The organism is Winslowiella toletana (genome assembly GCF_032164335.1).
Taxonomy (GTDB): Bacteria; Pseudomonadota; Gammaproteobacteria; order Enterobacterales; family Enterobacteriaceae; genus Erwinia; species Erwinia toletana_A.
Window position 1 is genome coordinate 1467369 of record NZ_CP134152.1, and the last position, 22660, is coordinate 1490028.

Sequence of the window (22660 nt, forward strand, 5' to 3'; positions counted from 1 at the left end):
CACGTATTGTAATGCTTTGATGCTGTTGTGACCAGCATACCCTTTCAAACTGATGGGGGATGCTGGCCACTGGGCGAATTATGGTCGTGGTGAAGGGCGATTCTGTTTGTCGCCGCAAAATCCGGTACACTTTAGCGAAAGCGCTTTCTGACTTAACGGCCAGCATTCCCGGCCGCATTAAGGATAATAATATGCAAGATACACATTTTGATGTCGTGGTGGTTGGTGGCGGCATGGTGGGCGCAGCGCTGGCCAGCGGTCTGGCGCAGCAAGGATTTTCCATTGCGGTGCTGGAGCAGGAACAGCCGGCGGAATTTGATGCGCAAAGTGACCCTGATGTGAGAATTTCTGCGATTGGCAGTGCGTCAGTGGATTTGTTGAAACAGCTTGAGGCATGGCCTGCTGTTGAACAGATGCGTTCCGCTGCCTACCGTCAGCTGGAAACCTGGGAGTGGCAAACCGCCAGTGTGACTTTTGATGCCGCTTCGCTGGGGTTACCCGAGCTGGGCTTTATGGTGGAAAACCGGGTGTTACAGCGCGCATTATGGCAGCGCCTGCAGCAGCAGGATGTGACTTTACTCTGTCCGGCCAGCCTGAAAAGTATCGAGCAACGCAACGGTGGCTGGACGGTAACGCTGGATAACCAGCAGCAGCTTTCCGCACGGCTGGTGGTGGGTGCTGATGGCGCAAATTCGCGGGTGCGTCAGCTGGCGGGTATTGGCATTCACGGCTGGAACTACAGTCAGTCCTGTATGTTAATCAGTATTCGTTGCGAACATCCGGCCGGGGATACCACCTGGCAGCAGTTTACTCCTCAGGGCCCGCGTGCCTTTTTGCCGCTGTTTGATAACTGGGCGTCGCTGGTGTGGTATGACGCACCGGCGCGTATCCGGCAGTTACAGGCGATGCCGATGGCACAGCTGCAAAAAGAGATTCAGGCCAACTTCCCGGCGCGCTTAGGACGCTTTAGCGCAGTGGCCGCCGGTTCCTTCCCGCTGGTGCGCCGTCACGCCACCCACTACGTGATTGACGGTTTAGCACTGGTGGGCGATGCGGCACACACCATTAATCCGCTGGCGGGGCAGGGCGTGAATCTTGGCTATCGCGATGTTGATGCCTTGATTGACGTGCTGACCGAGGCGCGCAATCAGGCGGAAAACTGGAGTTCGCGCCATGTGTTGCAGCGCTATCAGCGTAAACGCCAGAAAGATAATTTATTGATGCAGAGCGGCATGGATCTGTTTTACTTCACTTTCAGCAATCAGCTTGGTCCACTGAAGGTGATTCGCAATCTGGGGTTGATTGCCGCCCAGCATTCCGGCGTGTTAAAACGGCAGGCATTGCGTTACGCATTGGGATTATAGATCTGAGCATGCAGGGGAGCCGTTTTTGGCTCCCGTCCTGACGATATGCAGGGTGCCAGACATTGATACGGAAGGCGAACGACAGACGCAAAAAAGCCCGCAGAAGCGGGCTTTTTTACTTGCTTGGCTGGGGTGCAGGGATTCGAACCCCGGAATGCTGGTATCAGAAACCAGTGCCTTACCGCTTGGCGACACCCCAAAAGCTTGGGTGCGATCTGTAAAACAAATCGTCTTAAAATTTGGCTGGGGTGCAGGGATTCGAACCCCGGAATGCTGGTATCAGAAACCAGAGCCTTACCGCTTGGCGACACCCCAAATTTTTAGAAAATGGTGGCTACTACGGGAATCGAACCTGTGACCCCAGCATTATGAGTGCTGTGCTCTAACCAGCTGAGCTAAGTAGCCTTTCTGTTGCAATTACATTTTCTCACTACACTTTACTACCAAACTGATTTGGCTGGGATACCTGGATTCGAACCAGGGAATGCCGGTATCAAAAACCGGTGCCTTACCGCTTGGCGATATCCCAATATCCGTACCACGAGTCCGTGATAAATCAGTTTGTGGCTGGGGTACCTGGATTCGAACCAGGGAATGCCGGTATCAAAAACCGGTGCCTTACCGCTTGGCGATACCCCATCCGTACAACGTCGCTGATGGAAATGGTGCGGGAGGCGAGACTTGAACTCGCACACCTTGCGGCGCCAGAACCTAAATCTGGTGCGTCTACCAATTTCGCCACTCCCGCTAAAAAAAAGATGGTGGCTACTACGGGAATCGAACCTGTGACCCCAGCATTATGAGTGCTGTGCTCTAACCAGCTGAGCTAAGTAGCCATCTTTTTTTCGCGTTACCTTCATCGGCGTTGCGGGGCGCATTATGCGTAAGTGGCCCGAAAGCGTCAACATCTTTTTTGACGTTTTTCACCTGAAACGCTTCGTTTGTCTGGGTTGTAACCAGTTTGATGATAAAGGCAGCGTTTTTAGGTTGACAGATGCTGGTAGCGAATAAAAACGGGCCGCAGACGGCCCGTTTTTAATCATGTAAACAATTGCTTATTTGTACGCGGAAGCGTGCACACCGACAGCACGTCCTGACGGATCATTCATGTTTTTGAATGACTCATCCCACTCAATCGCTTTAGCGGATGAGCAAGCGACAGAAGGGCCACCTGGTACGCATTCAGCGGCGCTTGGCAGCGGGAACAGCTCTTCAAAGATTTCACGGTACAGGTAGCCTTCTTTCGACGATGGCGTGTTGTACGGGAAGCGGAAGTGCGCCGTCTGCAGCTGTTGGTCGGTGACCTGCTGCGCAGCCACTTCTTTCAGCGTATCAATCCAGCTGTAACCTACGCCATCAGAGAACTGCTCTTTCTGACGCCATGCCACACTCTCAGGCAGGTAAGATGAGAAACATTCACGCAGAATATGTTTTTCCATTTTACCGTTTGGACCACACATTTTATCCTGCGGGTTGATGCGCATCGCCACGTCGAGGAATTTCTTATCGAGGAATGGCACGCGAGCTTCAACACCCCATGCGGACATCGCTTTGTTAGCACGCGCACAGTCGAACATATGCAGTGCCAGCAGCTTACGCACGTTTTCTTCGTGGAACTCTTTGGCATTCGGCGCTTTATGGAAATAGAGATAACCGCCAAACACTTCGTCTGCACCTTCGCCTGACAGCACCATTTTGATGCCCATCGCTTTAATCTTACGTGACATAAGATACATCGGCGTAGAAGCGCGGATGGTGGTGACGTCGTAAGTTTCAATGTGATAAATCACATCACGGATGGCATCGAGGCCTTCCTGCACGGTGAAATGAATTTCATGGTGCACGGTGCCGAGATGGTCAGCGACGGATTTAGCCGCTTTGAGATCCGGCGAGCCTTCCAGACCAACAGCAAATGAGTGCAGCTGCGGCCACCAGGCTTCGCTTTTATCCTGATCTTCAACGCGTTTCGCGGCATAACGCTTGGTCACTGCCGAGATAATCGATGAGTCCAGGCCGCCTGAAAGCAGTACGCCATAAGGCACATCAGACATCAGATGGCTTTTCACTGACTCTTCCAGCGCGTTTTTCAGCGCGGTAGCATCGGTGGTGTTGTGCTCCACTGCTTCATAATCGAACCAGTCACGCTGCCAGTAACGACGGATCTCGCCATCTTCGCTCGACAGGTAGCTTCCCGGTGGGAATTCTTTGATGCTGCGGCACACCGGCACCAGCGCTTTCATTTCAGAAGCAACAAACAGGTTACCGTGCTCATCGTTACCCATATACAGAGGGATGATGCCGATATGGTCGCGGCCAATCAGGTAAGTGTTTTTCACACTGTCATACAGGATAAAGGCAAACATACCTTGCAGATCGTCGAGGAAATCGATGCCTTTTTCCTGATACAGCGCCAGAATCACTTCACAGTCAGAATCGGTCTGAAACTCGTAGCGATCGCTCAGTTCGGCACGCAGCGCCTGATGGTTGTAGATTTCGCCGTTAACTGCCAGTACGTGGGTGTGAGCGGCGTTATACAGCGGCTGTGCGCCGTTGTTAACGTCAACAATTGAGAGACGCTCATGGGACAGAATGGCATTGTCATCGGCGTAAACGCCAGACCAGTCCGGACCGCGATGACGCATCAGACGCGAAAGCTCCAGTGCTTTCTTACGCAACTCAACAGGATCGGTTTTCAGATCCAGCACACCAAAAATAGAACACATAGTAACGCTCCCTAACGGCTAACCCTGGCAGTAATGATTTTATTTATGCAGCACTTTTGCTGCCCGATGGATAAGAAAATGCGCTAAATCTGGACTTCAATCAAGCATTTTAGCGATTACTTGAGAAATTGTTTGCTTGCTTGCGAAGATCTTTGATGGATTATCAGTTTTAAGCGGTTTTTATTGTCGATTCGTCAATATGGCGATAAAAGTGCGTAAAAAACAGGCGGCGAATGGACAATAAAAAGCCCGGCGCTGCCGGGCTTACTGAGTTCAGATAATATCGATATCCGCTACCGACGGATAAATCCACGTCGGACGGAAAGGCATCGCATCGATATCACTTAAGGTCGAGACGCCGGAGAGCACCAGGATGGTCTCCAGACCGGCCTGGAAGCCAGCCAGAATATCAGTGCGCAGGTTATCGCCGACAATCACGGTATCCTCAGAGTGCCCCTGCATCTTGTTCAGCGCCGCACGAATAATCCATGGGCTTGGCTTGCCAACATAGAACGGCTTACGGCCAGAGATTTTCTCTATACCGGCGCAGAGCGCACCACAGGCCGGATAGAAGCCGCGACCGTGAGTGTCAGGGTTAGTGGCAATAAAGCGTGCGCCGTTGGCCACAAAGAAAGCTGCTTTGTGCATCATCTCCCAGTTAAACGAGCGCGTCTCACCAACGATAACAAAGTCAGGATTAATATCCGTAATGGTGAAACCGGCTTTGTACAGCTCGTGGATCAGTGCGCCTTCGCCAACCACATAAGCTTTCTTGCCATCCTGACGCCGTAAAAAGTCCGCTGTCGCCATTGCCGAGGTGTAAAACACGCTGTCCGGCACATCAATCCCGGCTGAGGCAAAGCGGTTGGCCAGATCCTGGGCGGTCTGGGAAGGGTAGTTAGTCAGTACCACCAACGGCATGCCGTTTTCCAGCACGCGATTGAGAAATTCATTGGCGCCAGGAACGGCGGTGTTGTCGTGCATCAGCACGCCATCAATATCACAAATCACATTTTTTAAGGTCATTACGCTTATCCGTAGGGGGTAAGCCAGCACCAGGCTGGCTGAGGTATTACACTTCCAGCAAACGTTGCAGCAGAATGCCGTTTAGCATTGCGCGTTTGGCCAGCGCAAAGGCGCCGATGGCAGAACTGTGGTCGATTTCCGAGCGCACTACCGGTAGATTTTTGCGGAAGGCTTTCAGTACCTGGGTATTGATGCAGGCTTCTATCGCCGGCAGCAGTACTTTCCCGGCTTCGGTAATTTCACCGGCGATCACCACTTTTTGCGGATTAAACAGGTTAATGGCGATAGCAATCGCTTTACCTAAGTAGCGACCGACATGCTCAATCACCTCGCAGGCCAGCGCATCGCCGCGGTTAGCGGCTTTACAGATTTGCTGGATCTGGCAGTCGTTAAGCGTCAGGGAGCTTGGATAACCTTGCGTTAGCAGGTGGCGCACCCGATTTTCAATCGCGCCATTGGCGGCAATGGTTTCCAGGCAGCCAAAATTGCCGCAATGGCAGCGCTCACCCAACGGGTCGACCTGAATATGGCCAATTTCGCCGACGTTACCATTGCTGCCGAGGAAAATTTGACCATTGGTGATAATACCGGCACCGGTACCGCGATGTAGGCGCACCAGAATAGAGTCGGCGCAGTCGCGCGATGCACCAAAGTAGTGCTCAGCCAGCGCCAGGCTGCGAATATCGTGGCCGACAAAACTGGTGACGTTGAAACGTTTTTCCAGTTGCACAACCAGCTGCCAGTTACAGACATTGATATGCGGCATATAGCGAATAACACCGTTATTCGGATCGACCAGCCCGGGCAAAATCACCGAAATGGCAATCAGCTCGCGCAGTTTACGCTGATGCTGCTCACAGAAGTTTTCGATGGCGGTAAACAGCGCATTTTCCAGCGTTTCCTGGGTGCGTTCCGGTAACGGATAGTGCTCTTCAGCAAGGGATTTGCCGCTTAAATCGTACAGCGTCAGGGTGGCATCATTGCGGCCAAGCCGCACGCCGATGGTATTAAAGCCCCGGGTTTCCGTGACAATGGAGATGGCGCGACGACCACCGGTAGAGGCCTGTTGGTCGACCTCTTTAATCAACCCGCGCTCAATAAGCTGGCGGGTAATTTTAGTGACGCTGGCGGGAGCAAGCTGGCTGAGTTCGGCGATCTTGATGCGCGAGATTGGACCCTGCTGGTCAATCAGCCGGTAGACGGCTGCGCTGTTCAGTTGCTTTACGAGATCGACATTTCCTATTTGTGCCTGGCCGCCAGTGGTCATTCAGTGATTACTCGCTTAGGACTTCGTCACCATTAACGATAGTCTGGATAATTTTATAATCGCGGGTGAAAACAGTCAGGTTTGCTACTTTTCCTGCTTCAACAGAACCTAACTGCTTGTCCACGCCCATTGCCCGGGCTGGATAGAGCGTTGCCATTCTCAGGGTTTCATCCAGTGAAATACCGGCATGTTCGACGCAGTTCTCGACTGCTTCAATCATAGTTAATGCAGAACCACTGAGCGTACCGTTTTCATCAACACACAGCCCGTTACGATAGTATATTGTTTTGCCTGCAAAAATGAACTGATCAATGGTCGCACCCGCTGGCGCGGTAGCGTCGGTGACCAGCACCAGCTTGTCGCCTTTAATGCGTTTGGCATTGCGCACATTAGCGTAATGAACATGTAAACCATCGGCAATAATACCGCAGTAAACATCCGGTGAATCAAACAGTGCGCCAATCAGGCCAGGCTCACGGCCAGTCAGAGTTGGCATGGCGTTATACAGATGGGTGGCAAAGCTGATGCCAGCGGTAATGCCGTTTCTTGCTTCCTGATAAGTGGCATGCGAGTGACCGGCAGAAACAATAATGCCGGCTGCTTGCAGCTGACGAATAACCTCGCTGCCTGCCACTTCCGGTGCCAGCGTAACTTTAGTTATTACATCGGCATTTTCACAGAGGAAATTAACCAGTGCTGGATCGGGCTGGCGAATTAGCGCCGGATCGTGGGTGCCTTTTTTGGCGACACTTAGCCACGGGCCTTCCAGGTGCAGGCCCAGTGCCTGATGGGCATTCTGCGCCAGATAAGCGCGCATGACTTCCACCGCACGCGTCATCAACTCGTCGCTGCTGGTGATCAAGGTAGGTAAAAAGCTGGTGCAGCCTGATTTTTCATTGGCGCGCTGCATAATATTCAGCGTTTCAACACTGATAGCATTGATGTCGTCATTAAACTGTACGCCGCCACAGCCGTTAAGCTGCACGTCAATAAAGCCGGGGGCAATAATCGCGCCCTTGACGTCGCGCGTGGCAATGCCGGCAGGGAGTTCCGCCAGCGGGCAGACACGCTCAATCAGGCCATCAGCAATGACTACTGCATGATCGTCAAGGATTTCATGGCCGGTATAAATGCGGCCCTGGGTTAATGCGTACATAATTATCTCCCGGCATTATGCTGACTAAATAACTGGTTATTTCCGGCGCGGAGCCTTTCCGCGCCTTACTCTGTTGATGATAAACGTCAGACAGCGACTACAGACCTTTCATATTTTCCGCTTCCATTTCGCGGAAATATTTCACGGTTTTCACTTTCAGTTCCATGGTCGAAGGTTCATCACAAACCACCACGGATTTCGCATGCAGCTGCAGGCAGCTGATGGTCCACATATGATTAACGTTACCTTCCACCGCGGCCTGCAATGCCTGCGCTTTGACGTGGCCGATAACCAGAATCATCACTTCTTCTGCATCCAGCAGCGTACCAACGCCCACTGTCAGCGCATATTTAGGCACCTGATCAACATCGCCATCGAAGAAGCGGGAATTCGCCAGGCGCGTTTCATGCGTCAGCGTTTTAATGCGGGTGCGGGATGCCAGCGAAGACGCGGGTTCGTTAAACGCGATGTGACCATCGTTGCCTACGCCACCCATAAACAGGTGAATTTTGCCATAAGCGCGAATCTTTTCTTCATACTGGCGACATTCTGCGTCAATATCCTCGGCATTACCATTGAGCAGGTTGATATTTTCATGAGGGATATCAACGTGATCAAAGAAATTACGAAACATAAAACTGTGGTAGCTTTCCGGATGCTCTTTTGGCAGGCCGACGTATTCGTCCATGTTAAAGGTGACAACATGTTTAAAGCTAACCTGGCCCGCTTTATGCATCTCGATTAAATGTTTATAGGCTTCCAGCGGGGTGCCGCCGGTAGGAAGGCCTAAAACAAATGGGCGATCTGCCGTAGGTTTGAATGCATTGATGCGGTTGACGATATGACGCGCGGCCCATTTGCCTACTTGCCCAGCGGTTGCCAGTGGAATCAGTCTCATGTTTCACCTCATTTAAGCAGAATTGAATCAGATTGAAGACGGCCTTTCAGCTGATAACACTAATCGTAACGCGACTTAGCGATAACGGCAGAGGAAAAAAACCGCCTTGATAATTCGGATCATAAAATAAGTTTGCGGCCATAGCCAGCCGCATTGAGGAAAATATGCGGTATTTGGTGATAAATATCACATATACAGCGGTTTTAATTTGCGCAGCGAATTAATTTTTTTTTACACTTCGCATCGTGATGTGTACTGTCATCAGGTTAGCTGAGAATTGTGATAATAATACCAAACAGTTTTAGCGACCTTGTCGGCTCTCGGAGGGGGAAAAGGTGAATATTTTAAGTTACTTGCAGAAAATAGGCCGGGCGCTGATGGTGCCGGTAGCCACACTACCTGCTGCAGCAATTTTAATGGGTGTAGGATACTGGATCGATCCAAATAGCTGGGGAGCAGGTAACGCGTTGGCTGCCCTGTTCATTAAATCAGGTTCAGCAATTATAGATAACATGCCGGTACTGTTCGCCATTGGTGTGGCGTACGGCATGTCGAAAGATAAAGACGGGGCGGCGGCATTGACCGGCTTTATTGGCTTCCTGGTGGTTACCACCCTCTGTTCACCCGCCGCAGTGGCGATGATCCAAAAGATCCCGGTTGAACAGGTGCCAGCGGCATTTGGCAAAATTGATAACCAGTTTATTGGTATTCTGGTCGGCGTGATCTCGGCGGAAGTGTATAACCGCTTCAGCCATGTTGAACTGCCAAAAGCTCTCTCTTTCTTCAGCGGACGTCGTCTGGTGCCGATTCTGGTCTCCTTCCTGATGATCCTCGTGGCATTTATCCTGATGTATGTCTGGCCGGTCATTTTCGGTGGTCTGGTCAACTTTGGTGAGCACATTCAGAAGCTGGGATCTGCCGGTGCGGGCATTTATGCCTTCTTTAACCGTATTTTGATTCCTGTAGGTCTGCATCATGCGCTGAACTCGGTGTTCTGGTTTGACGTTGCCGGTATCAACGATATTCCTAACTTCCTTGGCGGTGCGCAGTCGATTGAAAGCGGTAAAGGTATCGTCGGTATTACCGGCCGTTATCAGGCGGGCTTCTTCCCGATTATGATGTTCGGTCTGCCGGGTGCGGCGCTGGCAATTTATCACTGTTCACGTCCGGAAAATCGCGCGAAAGTTGCCGGGATCATGATGGCCGCCGCCTTTGCTGCCTTCTTTACTGGTATTACCGAGCCGCTTGAGTTCTCCTTTATGTTTGTGGCACCGGTGCTGTATTTCCTCCACGCAGTGCTGACCGGTATATCGGTATTTATCGCCGCCAGCATGCACTGGATTGCCGGCTTCGGCTTCAGCGCCGGCCTGGTGGATATGGTGCTGTCAACGCGTAACCCGCTGGCTAACCAGTGGTATATGCTGATTCCACAAGGTCTGGTGTTCTTCGTTATCTACTATGTGGTGTTTCGTTTCACCATCAAAAAATTCAATCTGTTAACCCCAGGCCGTGAACTGTCAGTGGCCGGAGATGAAACGGATGGTTATGACACTAACGTCGATCACAGTGATAACGGTGAATCAGAGACTGAATCACTGGCACGTCGTTACATCAGCTCAGTGGGCGGTTCTGACAACCTGACTGGGATTGATGCCTGTATTACCCGTTTACGTCTGAATGTAAAAGATTCTGCTGAAGTGAACGATGCGGTTGCCAAACGCCTTGGCGCCTCGGGTGTGATTCGTCTGAATAAACAGAGCGTGCAGATTATTGTTGGTACGCGTGCGGAAAGCATCGCCTCTGCGATGAAAACCGTATTAGCCAAAGGCCCGGTTGCGGCTTCTGCTCCGGCAGTATCAGGCGCAGCGGTGATGCCAACTGCACAGCCACAAGCGGTACCTAACGCAGCAAAAGGCATTATTGCCACGCTGGTCGCGCCGGTAAGCGGTGAAGTGGTGGCGATTGAACAGGTGCCTGACGAAGCCTTTGCCAGCAAAGCGGTCGGTGACGGTTTGGCGATTAAGCCGACTGACAAAACTGTGGTGGCACCGATTGCCGGTACGATCGTTAAAATCTTTAACACCAATCATGCCTTCTGTCTCGAAACCGACAATGGCGTGGAGATCGTGGTGCACATGGGGCTGGACACCGTGGCGCTGGGCGGTAAAGGCTTTACCCGTCTGGTGGAAGAGGGGGCAACCGTCACGGCCGGTCAGCCGGTGCTGGAGATGGACCTTGAGTTCCTCAACGCCAACGCACGCTCAATGATCAGCCCGGTAGTGGTCAGCAATATTGATGACTTCGCCGGCGTGAATCTGTTAGCCAGCGGCTCCGTGGTGGCGGGTGAAACCAAACTGTTCGAAATTAAAAGCTGATTCAGTGGCGAATGCCGTCAGGGCATTCGCCGCCTGAGTTATCGCGGCTGAGCAGGGCGGGAAGCAATTCCCGCCCTTTTTTACGTTATTCGTAAACTAACGGTTGTTTCCCTTCTCTGCTTTGTGGATCATACTCCGTTATTTCGTGATACAAATCACCAGACATATATTGTGTTGAGGAAATTGAGATGAGTGAGGCAGAAGCCCGCCCAACTAACTTTATTCGTCAGATTATTGACGAAGATTTGGCGACCGGTAAGCACGCCAGCGTGCATACCCGTTTTCCGCCGGAGCCGAATGGCTACCTGCACATTGGTCATGCAAAGTCGATCTGCCTGAACTTTGGCATCGCGCAAGATTATCAGGGTCAATGTAACTTGCGTTTCGACGACACCAACCCGGTCAAAGAAGACCTGGAGTTTGTTGAATCTATCAAGCATGACGTGCAATGGCTCGGTTTCCAGTGGAGCGGCGAAATTTGCTATTCCTCTGACTATTTCGATCAACTGCATAACTACGCGATTGAGCTGATCAATAAAGGCCTGGCCTATGTTGATGAACTGACGCCAGAACAGATCCGTGAATATCGCGGCACCCTGACTTCGCCGGGCAAAAACAGCCCGTATCGTGACCGTACGCCGCAGGAAAACCTGGCGCTGTTTGAAAAAATGCGTAACGGTGAATTTGCCGAAGGTAGCGCCTGTCTGCGTGCCAAAATCGATATGGCGTCTAACTTTATCGTGATGCGCGATCCGGTACTGTATCGCATTAAATTTGCGGAACACCATCAGACCGGCAATAAGTGGTGCATCTATCCGATGTATGACTTTACCCACTGCATTTCCGATGCGCTGGAAGGCATTACCCACTCGCTGTGTACGCTGGAGTTCCAGGACAATCGTCGTCTGTATGACTGGGTGCTGGATAACATCAGCATTCCGGTACATCCGCGCCAGTACGAGTTCTCACGCCTGAATCTCGAATACGCGATCATGTCCAAGCGTAAGTTGAATCTGCTGGTGACCGAAAACGTGGTGGAAGGCTGGGATGATCCGCGCATGCTGACGGTTTCTGGCCTGCGTCGTCGTGGCTACACTGCCGCTTCGATTCGTGAGTTCTGCCGCCGTATCGGTATCACTAAGCAGGATAACATTGTTGAGATGGCGTCGCTGGAATCCTGTATTCGTGACGATCTGAATGAAAATGCGCCGCGTGCGATGGCGGTGCTGGATCCGGTGAAAGTGGTTATCGAAAACTTGCCGGCCGGTCATGAAGAGCTGCTGACGATGCCTGCTCATCCGAATAAGCCGGAAATGGGCAGCCGCGAAGTGCCGTTCAGCCGCGAGATCTACATCGATCGTGCTGACTTCCGCGAAGAAGCCAACAAGCAGTACAAGCGTCTGGTGCTGGGCAAAGAAGTGCGACTGCGTAATGCTTACGTGATTAAAGCCGAGCGCGTGGCCAAAGATGAAGCGGGCAATATCACTTGCCTGTATTGCACCTGCGACACCGACACCCTCAGCAAAGATCCGGCTGATGGCCGCAAGGTGAAAGGGGTGATCCACTGGGTGTCTGCTGTGCATGCGTTACCGGCGGAGTTTCGCTTGTACGATCGCCTGTTCAGCGTGCCAAATCCGGCTGGCGCGGAAGATTTCCTCGCGACCATCAACCCGGAATCCCTGGTGATTCAGCAGGGCTTTGTTGAGCCGAGCCTGCAAGCGGCAGAAGCCAGCAGCCCTTATCAGTTTGAACGTGAAGGCTACTTCTGTGCCGACAGTCGCTACTCCAGCCGGTCAAAGCTGGTATTTAACCGTACCGTTGGCCTGCGCGACACCTGGGCGAAAATCGGCGGATAAATCTCGCCGTGACAGTAAAAAACGCAGCCTGAAAGCTGCGTTTTTTTTATTTGCAATGGACGACAATTCTTTTATGGCTGAAATAATTTCAGGACGAAAAGCACCGTCGGTGATGTGGGGAACCATGATCATCAGCGGCACAATTATTGGCGCAGGCATGTTTTCTCTGCCGATCGTGATGTCTGGCGCTTGGTTTTCCTGGTCCACGTTGATTTTGCTGTTCTCGTGGTTTTGCATGCTGTTATCCGGGCTGCTGTATCTGGAGTCGAGCCAGCATTATCCGGAAGGCGCGAATTTTTCAACGGTAACCCGCGATCTGCTGGGCAGTAAGTGGAATGTGATTAACGGCATTACCATCGCGTTTGTGCTGGGGATTTTGACCTACGCCTATATCTCTGCCAGCGGTTCAATCCTGCATCATACTTTTGCCAGCGCGCTGCCGTGGTTATCACAGCGGATGGCAGGATTTCTGTTTACTCTGCTGTTAGCGGTATTTATCTGGCTGGGCACCGCAGTGGTCAGCAGAATGACCTTTATCTTTCTGTTCGCCAAACTGGCCGCTTTTCTGCTGACATTTGGCGGTTTGCTGTGGCATGTGCAGGTCGATAATCTGCTCAATACCCAGCAGAGTGGGGCAAGCTATTTTCCCTATATCTTTATGGTGCTGCCATTCTGTCTGGCATCGTTTGGTTATCATGGCAATATTTCCGGGCTGGTCAGCTATTACCGCCAGGATGCCGCTAAGGTGAGAAAGTGCCTGATTTACGGCACGCTGATCGCGCTGGCAATCTACTTTGTCTGGTTAATCAGTGCGATGGGCAATATTCAGCGCGCGAAATTTATCGATATAGCCCAGGCGGGTGGCAACATTGATGCGCTGGTGGCGACCTTTGGCGATCTGATTAGCAGCCCGTGGTTAAGTGTGCTGCTGCTACTGTTTTCCAATTTTGCCGTTGCCAGCTCATTTTTGGGCGTCAGTCTCGGACTGTTTGACTACCTTGCCGATCTGTTTGGCATGGCAAATAATGCCGTGGGGCGTCTGAAAACTACGCTGATGACGTTTGCGGTTCCGTTAACAGCCAGCCTGATCTATCCAAATGGATTCCTGCATGCGATTGGCTATGCCGGGCTGGCGGCGACGCTGTGGGCGGTAATCACTCCGGCACTGCTGGCATTTAAAGCCAGGCAGCGTTTTGGGCCTGCCGCCTATCGGGTGGCCGGCGGGCATCTGACGATTATGCTGGTGCTGCTGTTTGGCGGTATCAATATTGTGGTCAGTTTACTGTCTTACGCCAATTTGTTGCCGGTCTACGCACGCTAAATTTGGGCATAAAAAAACCGGTGACGGGTCACCGGTTTTGTTTAAAACTCTGCGAAGCAGAATTTATTTGTCGTGCAGCGTTTCGTCTTCGCGGCAGTCACCCGTTGAGCAGTGACCATAGAGGTACAGGCTGTGGTTAGTCAGCTTAATGCCGTGACGCGTTGCGATTTCACGCTGACGCGTTTCAATTGATTCATCACTGAACTCAATCACTTTGCCACAATCAAGGCAGATCAGATGATCGTGATGATGCTGCTGCGTAAGTTCGAAAACGGACTTGCCGCCTTCAAAGTTATGACGGGTAACGATACCCGCGTCATCAAACTGGTTAAGAACGCGATATACCGTCGCCAGACCAATTTCTTCGCCCAAATCAATCAGGCGCTTGTACAAGTCTTCCGCACTGACGTGATGGCCCTCTGGTTCCTGAAGCACTTCCAGAATTTTCAGTCGGGGAAGCGTGACTTTCAGGCCGGCCTTCTTTAATGCGGTGTTGTTGTCAGTCATGCGGATATTGTCCTGTTACTTTGCTAGTCACAATGTGGCTGAAAAGCCCTGAACATCGGTCGACGCTAAATCTAATTGCGTCTCATTATAGAACTCATGCTTCGAAATGAAAACCGCAGGGAGGGCGTTAAACTTACCGATGGATGTAAGGAGTTACGTCCGTGAGAAGTTCATGCCTCATAGCCTATCCCATTATGGCTACTTTGCTAAACCCTGTACTCTCAAAAAAGAGTCAATAGCGGGCTGACCGATGGGGGGGTATTGTACAGATTTACAGTCAAAAGTTACAAATATGTATCTATCATTTCTATAGGAAAAACCACTGGCTCATTGTGAGCCAGCGCCCACAATAAGCCAGACAGCTTAAGCTTCGATGATTTCTTTTAAATGAAGTTCATCAAAAATTTGTTTAACCCACTTTTCAACACGCTCGTTGGTGAGTTCTGGCTGGCGATCTTCGTCAATCGCCAGTCCGAGGAAGTGTTTATCATCGGCCAGGCCTTTTGATGCCTCAAAATGATAACCTTCGGTCGGCCAGTGGCCGACGATAACCGCGCCATTTGGCTCGATAATATCGCGAATGGTGCCCATCGCATCACAGAAGTATTCAGCATAATCTTCCTGATCGCCGCAGCCAAACAGCGCGACCAGCTTGCCATTGAAGTCGATCTCTTCCAGCGTTGGGAAGAAGTCATCCCAGTCGCACTGCGCTTCACCGTAGTACCAGGTTGGGATGCCGAGCAGTAAGATATCATAAGCTTCAAGATCCTCTTTAGCGCTCTTGGCAATGTCATGAACATCTGCAACATCTTTGCCCAGTTGCTTTTGGATCATCTTTGCAATGTTTTCCGTATTGCCAGTGTCGCTGCCAAAGAAAATGCCTGTGATTGCCATGAGTCTAATAACCTCTTGAAACTTAATGATATAGTGAATACTAAAGATAGTCAGTTACTGGCAATGATAGCAGACAGTCTCGGGGCGCGGAACTTCAAATGCCGCCGGATTTGTCGCATTGTGCGTTCAAAGCCGCAGCTGACCTCGCCTGAGTCAGAGCGCAGTGGCGTTAAGCTGCAACAAAATCATCTCTTCAATCAGCTCGCTGCGGCTCATATTGCGCTCTTCAGCCAGCTGATTGAGTGCATCAACCGCGTCGCTGTTCATTTTCAGCTCGACGCGGCGCAGCCCACGAACTTTGTCGCGTTTTAGCTGATTGCGTTTATTGATGCGCAGCTGTTCATCACGCGTAAGCGGATTGGTTTTTGGTCGGCCCGGGCGGCGTTCATCTGCAAACAGATCGATCGTCGTGCGGTCCGTATTCTCTTTTGCCATAGAATCGTGATACTGAATGAGCGTCAGCGTCTGAAAACGCCAAGGGTTTTGACTAAATGAGCCGGTTTGCCGCCGGATATTCGCAACGTTTTTCTGGCCCGCTACTGCCGAGAGTCGATATTGCGTACAGCGGCAAAATTTTAGCGCGCCATCATACCCCAGTGAAAGTCGTCGCGACAATCATTTCACTGTGTCAGCAACTATTTGCTTTTAAAGCGCAAAAAAACGGCGAATTGCGCGTAAAACAGCATCAGGTTTTTCGGCATGTACCCAATGTCCGGCTCCGGCAATCACATGGGCACGCGCCTGCGGGAATTGGCTGAGCAGTGCATCACGATGAATATCATCAAGATAAGGAGAGAGTTCGCCGCGAATAAACAGCGCCGGATGTGGCCAGGCCGGTACGGTTTCCCAGCCAGAAATCGTGGTGTAATTGTCCCAGAGTGCCGGCACGTTAAAGCGCCACTGGCCCTCATGAAAGGATTTCAACAGAAACTGAATCACGCCTTCTTCATCAATCTGGCTGCGCATTACGTCAGCTGCCTGCGAGCGTAACGTGACACCGGCTTCGGTTACCGCATTTACCCCGGCAAAGATGGCGTCATGGCGACGCGTCTGGTAATCCACCGGCGCGATATCGATCATCACCAGTTGCTCGATGCGTTCCGGTGCCAGCGCACTGAGCGTCATGGCAATTTTTCCACCCATTGAATGGCCGATAACCGCGACCTTATCAATGCCCTGTGCATCCAGCGTATCGATCATATCCTGCGCCATCAGCCGATAATTCATCTGCTCACTGCGCGGCGACAAGCCATGATTACGCACGTCAACCTGCAAAATCGGACGATCGGTTTTCAGACCGCGTGCCAGCCCCCCCAAATTATCGAGGCTGCCAAACAGCCCATGGATCAGCAGAATTGGCGTGGAGGAAGCGACAGATTGTTCAGTTTGCAGGCGAGCATTCAAATTCATGGCAAAGTTCTTACAGTGGAAACGAAAGCTTAGGTTATCATGGATTTCAGGTTTCTTGCCGGGTGAAAGCGCAACGCGGTTAACGAACTTTTTGCGGCATTATCTGACTTTTGCCTGCAAAGGGCGCTGGCGCTACACTGCCACAAGATTTAACTTTATAATCCTTATGTTAGAGCCGGGTCACAATTTGTGCAGACGTTTATGCTGACGGCTGCGGCCAGATCGGACCGGTTCTGCAAAACGCAATAACCGTACGGATAAAGATGAAAACGATTGAAGTCGACGAAGAGCTATACCGCTATATTGCCAGCCACACTCAACACATTGGCGAGAGCGCATCTGATATTTTACGGCGTATGCTGAAGTTTACCGCTGGTCAAAGCGCGCCAGCGGCAGTAGCACCGCAAACCTTGCCGGTGAAAGATGCCGCAGTGGTGAAAACCGAACCTCGCCCGCAGGACCGTGTCCGTGCCGTGCGTGAACTGCTGCTGTCCGATGAATATGCCGAGCAGAAGCGAGCGGTTAATCGCTTTATGCTGATTTTGTCGACCCTCTATTCACTGGATCCGAAAGCGTTTGCCGAGGCGACGGAGTCACTTCACGGTCGCACTCGCGTCTATTTTGCGGGCAATCAACAAGTTCTCATCCAGAACGGCACGCACACTAAGCCGAAGCACGTTCCCGGCACGCCATACTGGGTGATTACCAATACTAATACAGGTCGCAAATGCAGCATGATTGAACACATCATGTTGTCGATGCAGTTCCCGGCGGAGCTGACAGAGAAGGTTTGCGGCACCATCTAACTGAAGCGTCAGGGAGCAGCGCCAATGGCCAATCACCCCCGTGCCGGGCAACCCGCCCAGCAAAGCGATTTGATTAACGTTGCACAATTAACGTCCCAGTATTACGTGCTGCAGCCGGATCTGGCCAATGCAGAACACGCGGTGAAATTTGGTACTTCTGGCCATCGCGGTAGCGCAGCACGCCACAGCTTTAACGAGCCACATATTCTGGCAATCGCGCAGGCCATTGCGGAAGAACGCAAAAAAAATGGTATCACCGGGCCGTGCTATGTCGGTAAAGACACGCACGCACTCTCTGAGCCGGCGATTATCTCGGTGCTGGAAGTGCTGGCCGCTAACGGTGTGGACGTGATCGTACAGCAGGATAATGGTTACACGCCAACGCCTGCTATCTCTAACGCTATTCTGCAACACAACAAGCTCGCAGCTACGCTGGCCGACGGCATCGTGATTACACCATCACATAACCCGCCAGACGACGGTGGCATTAAATATAATCCACCGAATGGCGGTCCGGCAGATACTAACGTCACCAAAGTGGTGGAAGATCGCGCTAACCAGCTGATCCACGACGGTCTGAAAGGGGTTAAACGCCTGACGCTGGATCAAGCCTGGGCGAGCGGTCATATTCAGCAGCAGGATCTGATCCAGCCTTATATTGAAGGTCTGGCAGAGGTGGTGGATATTGCGGCGATTAAGCAAGCGGGGCTGAAAATCGGTGTCGATCCACTCGGTGGTTCCGGCATCGCTTACTGGCAGCGCATTGCTGAGTTCTACGATCTTGACCTGACGATTGTTAACGACGCGGTTGATCAGACTTTCCGCTTTATGCATCTTGATAAAGATGGCGCTATCCGCATGGATTGCTCGTCTGAGTCAGCGATGGCGGGCCTGCTGGCGCTGCGTGATAAGTTCGATCTGGCGTTTGCTAACGATCCGGACTACGACCGTCACGGCATCGTTACGCCTGCTGGCCTGATGAATCCGAACCACTATCTGGCGGTGGCGATCAACTATTTGTTCCAGCATCGTCCGCAGTGGGGCAAGGATGTCGCGGTGGGTAAAACACTGGTTTCCAGTGCAATGATTGACCGTGTAGTCAACGACATTGGCCGTAAGCTGGTGGAAGTGCCGGTTGGCTTTAAATGGTTCGTTGATGGTCTGTTTGATGGCAGCTTCGGTTTCGGCGGTGAAGAGAGTGCCGGGGCTTCTTTCCTGCGCTTTGACGGCACCCCATGGTCAACCGATAAAGACGGCATCATTATGTGTCTGCTGGCGGCGGAAATCACTGCGGTGACCGGTAAAAATCCACAGCAGCATTACGATGAGCTGGCAGAGCGTTTTGGTGCACCGAGCTATAACCGTCTGCAGGCCTCTGCCACTTCGGCGCAGAAAGCCGCGCTGTCTAAGCTGTCACCGGAAATGGTCAGCGCAGATACGCTGGCCGGCGACCCGATTACCGCACGTCTGACCGCGGCTCCGGGTAATGGCGCATCAATTGGTGGCCTGAAAGTGATGACCGATAACGGCTGGTTTGCCGCGCGTCCATCCGGCACTGAAGACGCCTACAAAATCTACTGTGAAAGCTTCCTCGGTGCTGAGCATCGCGAAAAGATTGAAAAAGAAGCGGTAGAGATTGTCAGTGAAGTGCTGAAAAACGCTTAACTTTATCGGTTAGCAGCAATTTATCATTATGCCGGGAGCCGAAAACGGCTCCTAAGGCATAAACCGATAACCAATGCCGGTTTCGGTCAGCAGATGTTTGGGCTGTGCCGGATCGGCTTCCAGTTTTTGCCGTAAATGCCCCATATAGATGCGCAGATAGTGGCTGTGCTCGACCGCATTCGGCCCCCACACCTGTGTCAGCAACTGGCGCTGGGTCAGCACCTTTCCGGCGTTATTCAGTAATGTTACCAGCAGACGAAATTCAATCGGTGTCAGGTGCAACTCCTGGCCGTCACGCGTCACGCGCCGGGCGGCAATATCCACCGTCACGGCAGAAAAGGCAACCGTCGCCTGCGGACTGGTGGAGGCCTGACGGCGTAAGGCTACGCGCACCCGCGCCAGCAGCTCACCGACGCCAAAGGGTTTCGACAGAAAGTCATCGGCACCGGCATCCAGCGCCGCAATTTTATCCTGTTCATCACTGCGCGCCGACAGCACCACAATCGGCACGGCGCTCCACTGGCGCACATCGCGAATAAATTCAATGCCGTCGCCGTCAGGCAGCCCAAGATCCAAAATCACCAGATCCGGTTTACGGGTGGCGGCCTCAATTAATCCGCGCTGAAGCGTTTCGCTGTCAAATACCCGCAACGATTCGCCTTCCAGCGCGATGCGCAGAAAGCGACGAATCTCTTTTTCATCTTCGACAATCAGAACTGTGGTCACATTTCCTCTGGCTCTTCGGGGGCTAATTCTGGCGGCTTATCCTGTGGCAGACGCAGGTGAAAACTGGCACCACCGGACGGGCGATTTTCAGCGCTAATTTCACCCTGATGCAGGGTAACAATCGCCTGGCAAATAGCCAGCCCCAGACCAACGCCGGGGATCGCCGACTCTTTATTGCCACGGGTAAACTTATCAAAGATCTGCTTTTCCTGCCCGTGCAAAATGCCTGGCCCGTCATCCCACACTTCGATATCCAGCAGATTATCCGTGCGGCGCGCACGAATACCAATTTGCGCTGCATGACCGGCATATTTTATCGCATTCTCCAGTAAATTGGTCAGCAGCCGCTCAATCAGCGGGCCATCAACCTCAACCAGTAACAGCTCAGCCGGCAGGTCGGTTTGAATACGGCGTCCATTCAGCAGCGGCGCGATGGCATTAAGGGTGCTGCCAATAATTTCCTCCAGCGTCAGCCACTCTTTACGCAGCACAAAACCGCCGGACTGGATGCGCGCCATATCCAGCAGATTATTCACCAGCCTGGTTGTATTAATAATATGCTGGCGAATCTGATTTGCCTGCGGCGCGTAAGGTGAGTTCACTGCGGATAAATCCAGCGTCAGGATTTCGGACATGCCAAACAGCACCGTTAGCGGAGTGCGTAAATCGTGAGAAAGCGCCGCCAGCAGTGAGTTTCGTAACTGCTCACTTTCAGCGGAGAAGCGCGCTTGTTCTTCAGAGTGGGTCAGCGCCAGACGTTCCAGCGCGCTGGCGATCAGCACAATTACCGTTTCAATCAGCCGCTGCTGTTCCGGGATCATCAGTTGCCGCAGGCTGGACGGTTCGATCACCAGCAGTCCCCAGCATTTTTCCTGCATGGTTAATGGCAGAATCAGGCAGGGCAGCCCGGGCAGGGTAGCGGTCCCGGCACCGGCCGGCTGATTATTGTCAAAACTCCAGCGCGCAATAGCGGCATCGGCCTGGCGCGGCTGCGGTAGCTGTCCGTGGGCGTCCGGAATCAATAGCTCGCTGCTGGCACGAAAGGTGTTATCAATAAAATGCTGACTGACTGCAATAATATCCTGTTGACTACGGGTGCGGCTAAGCGCACGCGAAACCTCATACAGCTGACGCACGCGCGCTTCACGATAGCGCGCCACCCGCGCCTGATAGCGCATACTGGCGGTCAGATTACCGATAATTATCCCTACCGCCAGCATAATGGCGAAGGTCAGTAAATACTCGAGATCCGATACTGCCAGGGTGCCGCGCGGCGCGATAAAAAACAGATCAAAGCTGGCGACGTTAATCAGCGATGCCACCACCGATGGCCAGCGACCATACAGCAGCGCGACGATCACCACGCCGAGCAGATACAGCATCACCAGATTGGCATCGGCTACCTGCGGAAACAGCCAGCTGGCGCCGACGGTAAGCGTCGCGCACCATGCGACTGCCAGCGCACAGCCTTCCAGCGGCTTACGCCATTTTTCTGCGGGACTTTTACTACTGACCGGGCGCGTTGACAGCGCGGAGTCGGGTTCATCACGCGCAACGATCAGCAGATCGAGATCCGGCCCCAGTTTGCCCAGTCGGTTAGCAAAGCCATCGCGTTTCCAGCGCTGTGAGGATCGGCGGCCAATCACTATTTTGCCGAGATCGTGTTCACGTGCATAGCGCAGCACCGAGAGCTCTTCGTGAGTGTCGGAAAGAGTGGCGGTTTCTGCGCCAAGATCCTGTGCCAGTTTCAGCGCCTGCAAAATGCGGCGTCGCTGATCGCCAGGCAACTTATGCAGGCGTGGCGTTTCTACATACACCGCGTGCCACGGCGCATCCAGCTTTGCCGCCAGACGCGCAGCGGTGCGCACCAGTTTTTCGTTGCCGGCGCCTTCGCCGATACACACCAATACCGCATCGCGGGTATGCCAGACTTGCTCACGCCCTTTATGATCGCGCCAGGCACGCATCTGATCATCGACGCGATCGGCGGTGCGGCGCAGCGCCAGTTCACGCAGCGCGATAAGATTGCCTTTACGGAAGAAATGCTCGATAGCGCGTTCGGCTTGCCCGGCGATATACACTTTACCTTCGGCCAGCCGCTGTCTTAAATCGTCCGGCGTCAGATCAACCAGCACAATCTCATCGGCCAGATCGAAAATCGGGTCCGGTACGGTTTCGCGCACCAGAATGCCGGTAATGCTGCCGACCACATCATTCAGGCTTTCCAGATGCTGCACATTGACCGTGGTAAACACGTCGATCCCGGCGTTCAGCAGTTCTTCGACGTCCTGCCAGCGTTTCGGATGGCGTGATCCGGCAATATTGCTGTGCGCCAGCTCATCGATCAAAATAATCGCTGGCGCACGGGCGAGTGCGGCGTCGAGGTCGAACTCCGGATACTGGCGGCCCTGCTGTGTGGATATTTTCAGCGGCAATACGCTGAGTCCATCCAGCAAGGCGGCCGTTTCACGCCGCCCGTGGGTCTCTACCACACCAATCAGCACATCAAGACCCTGCTCGCGCAGCCGACGCCCCTCCTGCAACATGGCGAAGGTTTTGCCGACACCGGCGCAGGCACCAAAAAAGATCTTTAGTTTACCGCGCGGCGGGGTGCTGTGCTGCTGCAACAGCTTTTCCGGTGACGGACGCTGTAGCTCCTGGTTCAT

At 52.7% G+C, this 22660-nt stretch carries 17 protein-coding genes and 7 tRNA genes; 6 read left to right on the top strand and 18 right to left on the bottom strand.

The genetic code is table 11. The annotated features are described in order from the left end of the window. Window positions 1-191: 191 nt before the first annotated feature. Window positions 192-1364, top strand: a complete 1173-nt coding sequence (ubiF, locus tag RIN69_RS06840; protein WP_313856421.1) for a 3-demethoxyubiquinol 3-hydroxylase — start codon at window positions 192-194, stop codon at window positions 1362-1364. Window positions 1365-1488: 124 nt separating this feature from the next. On the opposite strand, the gene RIN69_RS06845 is transcribed toward ubiF, so the two are convergent. The 12 genes from RIN69_RS06845 to nagB form a co-directional block, all read right to left on the bottom strand. Then, a tRNA-Gln gene (locus RIN69_RS06845) sits at window positions 1489-1563 on the bottom strand. A gap of 41 nt (window positions 1564-1604) precedes the next feature. Beyond that, a tRNA-Gln gene (locus tag RIN69_RS06850) sits at window positions 1605-1679 on the bottom strand. A 13-nt stretch (window positions 1680-1692) separates the two neighbouring features. Beyond that, window positions 1693-1769, bottom strand: a tRNA-Met gene (locus tag RIN69_RS06855). A gap of 49 nt (window positions 1770-1818) precedes the next feature. After that, window positions 1819-1893 (bottom strand) — tRNA-Gln (locus tag RIN69_RS06860). Between the two features lie 35 nt (window positions 1894-1928). Then, window positions 1929-2003 (bottom strand) — tRNA-Gln (locus RIN69_RS06865). A gap of 24 nt (window positions 2004-2027) precedes the next feature. Next, a tRNA-Leu gene (locus RIN69_RS06870) sits at window positions 2028-2112 on the bottom strand. An 11-nt stretch (window positions 2113-2123) separates the two neighbouring features. Beyond that, window positions 2124-2200 (bottom strand) — tRNA-Met (locus tag RIN69_RS06875). 219 nt (window positions 2201-2419) lie between these two features. Beyond that, window positions 2420-4087 (bottom strand): asparagine synthase B, encoded by a 1668-nt coding sequence (gene asnB / locus RIN69_RS06880; protein ID WP_313856422.1) that lies wholly within the window; start codon window positions 4085-4087, stop codon window positions 2420-2422. 273 nt (window positions 4088-4360) lie between these two features. Further along, entirely contained in the window at window positions 4361-5113 is a 753-nt protein-coding gene (locus RIN69_RS06885; protein ID WP_313856423.1) for an HAD-IIA family hydrolase, read from the bottom strand. Between the two features lie 46 nt (window positions 5114-5159). Next, on the bottom strand, window positions 5160-6380 hold the full coding sequence (gene nagC, locus RIN69_RS06890; protein WP_313856424.1) for a DNA-binding transcriptional regulator NagC: 1221 nt from the start codon (window positions 6378-6380) through the stop codon (window positions 5160-5162). Between the two features lie 7 nt (window positions 6381-6387). Beyond that, window positions 6388-7536, bottom strand: coding sequence for an N-acetylglucosamine-6-phosphate deacetylase (gene nagA, locus RIN69_RS06895; protein WP_313856426.1), 1149 nt, complete (start codon window positions 7534-7536; stop codon window positions 6388-6390). 97 nt (window positions 7537-7633) lie between these two features. Beyond that, a complete protein-coding gene (nagB, locus tag RIN69_RS06900; RefSeq protein ID WP_313856428.1) occupies window positions 7634-8434 on the bottom strand; it encodes a glucosamine-6-phosphate deaminase in 801 nt (266 codons plus the stop codon). 335 nt (window positions 8435-8769) lie between these two features. Between nagB and nagE the strand changes: the two genes are divergently transcribed. The 3 genes from nagE to mtr all read left to right on the top strand — a co-directional run bounded on the left by nagE (window position 8770) and on the right by mtr (window position 13986). Next, complete coding sequence (gene nagE, locus RIN69_RS06905; protein WP_313856429.1) at window positions 8770-10809, top strand: N-acetylglucosamine-specific PTS transporter subunit IIBC; 2040 nt, start codon at window positions 8770-8772, stop codon at window positions 10807-10809. A gap of 188 nt (window positions 10810-10997) precedes the next feature. Further along, entirely contained in the window at window positions 10998-12665 is a 1668-nt protein-coding gene (gene glnS / locus RIN69_RS06910; RefSeq protein ID WP_313856430.1) for a glutamine--tRNA ligase, read from the top strand. Between the two features lie 73 nt (window positions 12666-12738). Continuing rightward, window positions 12739-13986, top strand: a complete 1248-nt coding sequence (gene mtr, locus RIN69_RS06915) for a tryptophan permease (protein ID WP_313856431.1) — start codon at window positions 12739-12741, stop codon at window positions 13984-13986. Between the two features lie 63 nt (window positions 13987-14049). Here mtr and fur read toward each other — a convergent pair whose 3' ends face one another. From fur to ybfF, 4 genes are all read right to left on the bottom strand, one after another. Next, window positions 14050-14493: a ferric iron uptake transcriptional regulator gene (fur, locus tag RIN69_RS06920; RefSeq protein ID WP_052899830.1), complete on the bottom strand. Its 444-nt coding sequence runs from the start codon at window positions 14491-14493 to the stop codon at window positions 14050-14052. A 363-nt stretch (window positions 14494-14856) separates the two neighbouring features. Next, the gene (gene fldA, locus RIN69_RS06925) at window positions 14857-15387 is read right to left on the bottom strand and encodes a flavodoxin FldA (RefSeq protein ID WP_313856434.1); all 531 of its coding nucleotides are present in this window, start codon (window positions 15385-15387) and stop codon (window positions 14857-14859) included. Between the two features lie 153 nt (window positions 15388-15540). Continuing rightward, on the bottom strand, window positions 15541-15822 hold the full coding sequence (ybfE, locus tag RIN69_RS06930) for a LexA regulated protein (RefSeq protein ID WP_313856436.1): 282 nt from the start codon (window positions 15820-15822) through the stop codon (window positions 15541-15543). Between the two features lie 210 nt (window positions 15823-16032). Further along, window positions 16033-16797, bottom strand: a complete 765-nt coding sequence (ybfF, locus tag RIN69_RS06935; RefSeq protein ID WP_313856438.1) for an esterase — start codon at window positions 16795-16797, stop codon at window positions 16033-16035. A 263-nt stretch (window positions 16798-17060) separates the two neighbouring features. On the opposite strand from ybfF, the gene seqA reads away from it, so the two are divergent. Both seqA and pgm read left to right on the top strand, forming a co-directional pair. Then, a complete protein-coding gene (seqA, locus tag RIN69_RS06940; protein WP_313856439.1) occupies window positions 17061-17603 on the top strand; it encodes a replication initiation negative regulator SeqA in 543 nt (180 codons plus the stop codon). 24 nt (window positions 17604-17627) lie between these two features. After that, window positions 17628-19268 (top strand): phosphoglucomutase (alpha-D-glucose-1,6-bisphosphate-dependent), encoded by a 1641-nt coding sequence (gene pgm / locus RIN69_RS06945; RefSeq protein ID WP_313856440.1) that lies wholly within the window; start codon window positions 17628-17630, stop codon window positions 19266-19268. 51 nt (window positions 19269-19319) lie between these two features. On the opposite strand, the gene kdpE is transcribed toward pgm, so the two are convergent. Continuing rightward, window positions 19320-19994: a two-component system response regulator KdpE gene (gene kdpE, locus RIN69_RS06950; RefSeq protein ID WP_313856442.1), complete on the bottom strand. Its 675-nt coding sequence runs from the start codon at window positions 19992-19994 to the stop codon at window positions 19320-19322. Then, entirely contained in the window at window positions 19991-22660 is a 2670-nt protein-coding gene (gene kdpD / locus RIN69_RS06955) for a two-component system sensor histidine kinase KdpD (protein WP_313856444.1), read from the bottom strand. The genes kdpE and kdpD overlap by 4 nt, the downstream gene beginning before the upstream one ends.

What these genes read in the sequence shown, in the direction of transcription:
- ubiF (WP_313856421.1), top strand. Translation starts at nt 192, where the DNA reads ATGCAAGATACACATTTTGATGTCGTGGTGGTTGGTGGCGGCATGGTG.
- asnB (WP_313856422.1), bottom strand. Translation starts at nt 4,087, where the DNA reads ATGTGTTCTATTTTTGGTGTGCTGGATCTGAAAACCGATCCTGTTGAG.
- RIN69_RS06885 (WP_313856423.1), bottom strand. Translation starts at nt 5,113, where the DNA reads ATGACCTTAAAAAATGTGATTTGTGATATTGATGGCGTGCTGATGCAC.
- nagC (WP_313856424.1), bottom strand. Translation starts at nt 6,380, where the DNA reads ATGACCACTGGCGGCCAGGCACAAATAGGAAATGTCGATCTCGTAAAG.
- nagA (WP_313856426.1), bottom strand. Translation starts at nt 7,536, where the DNA reads ATGTACGCATTAACCCAGGGCCGCATTTATACCGGCCATGAAATCCTT.
- nagB (WP_313856428.1), bottom strand. Translation starts at nt 8,434, where the DNA reads ATGAGACTGATTCCACTGGCAACCGCTGGGCAAGTAGGCAAATGGGCC.
- glnS (WP_313856430.1), top strand. Translation starts at nt 10,998, where the DNA reads ATGAGTGAGGCAGAAGCCCGCCCAACTAACTTTATTCGTCAGATTATT.
- mtr (WP_313856431.1), top strand. Translation starts at nt 12,739, where the DNA reads ATGGCTGAAATAATTTCAGGACGAAAAGCACCGTCGGTGATGTGGGGA.
- fur (WP_052899830.1), bottom strand. Translation starts at nt 14,493, where the DNA reads ATGACTGACAACAACACCGCATTAAAGAAGGCCGGCCTGAAAGTCACG.
- fldA (WP_313856434.1), bottom strand. Translation starts at nt 15,387, where the DNA reads ATGGCAATCACAGGCATTTTCTTTGGCAGCGACACTGGCAATACGGAA.
- ybfE (WP_313856436.1), bottom strand. Translation starts at nt 15,822, where the DNA reads ATGGCAAAAGAGAATACGGACCGCACGACGATCGATCTGTTTGCAGAT.
- ybfF (WP_313856438.1), bottom strand. Translation starts at nt 16,797, where the DNA reads ATGAATTTGAATGCTCGCCTGCAAACTGAACAATCTGTCGCTTCCTCC.
- seqA (WP_313856439.1), top strand. Translation starts at nt 17,061, where the DNA reads ATGAAAACGATTGAAGTCGACGAAGAGCTATACCGCTATATTGCCAGC.
- pgm (WP_313856440.1), top strand. Translation starts at nt 17,628, where the DNA reads ATGGCCAATCACCCCCGTGCCGGGCAACCCGCCCAGCAAAGCGATTTG.
- kdpD (WP_313856444.1), bottom strand. Translation starts at nt 22,660, where the DNA reads ATGAACCAGGAGCTACAGCGTCCGTCACCGGAAAAGCTGTTGCAGCAG.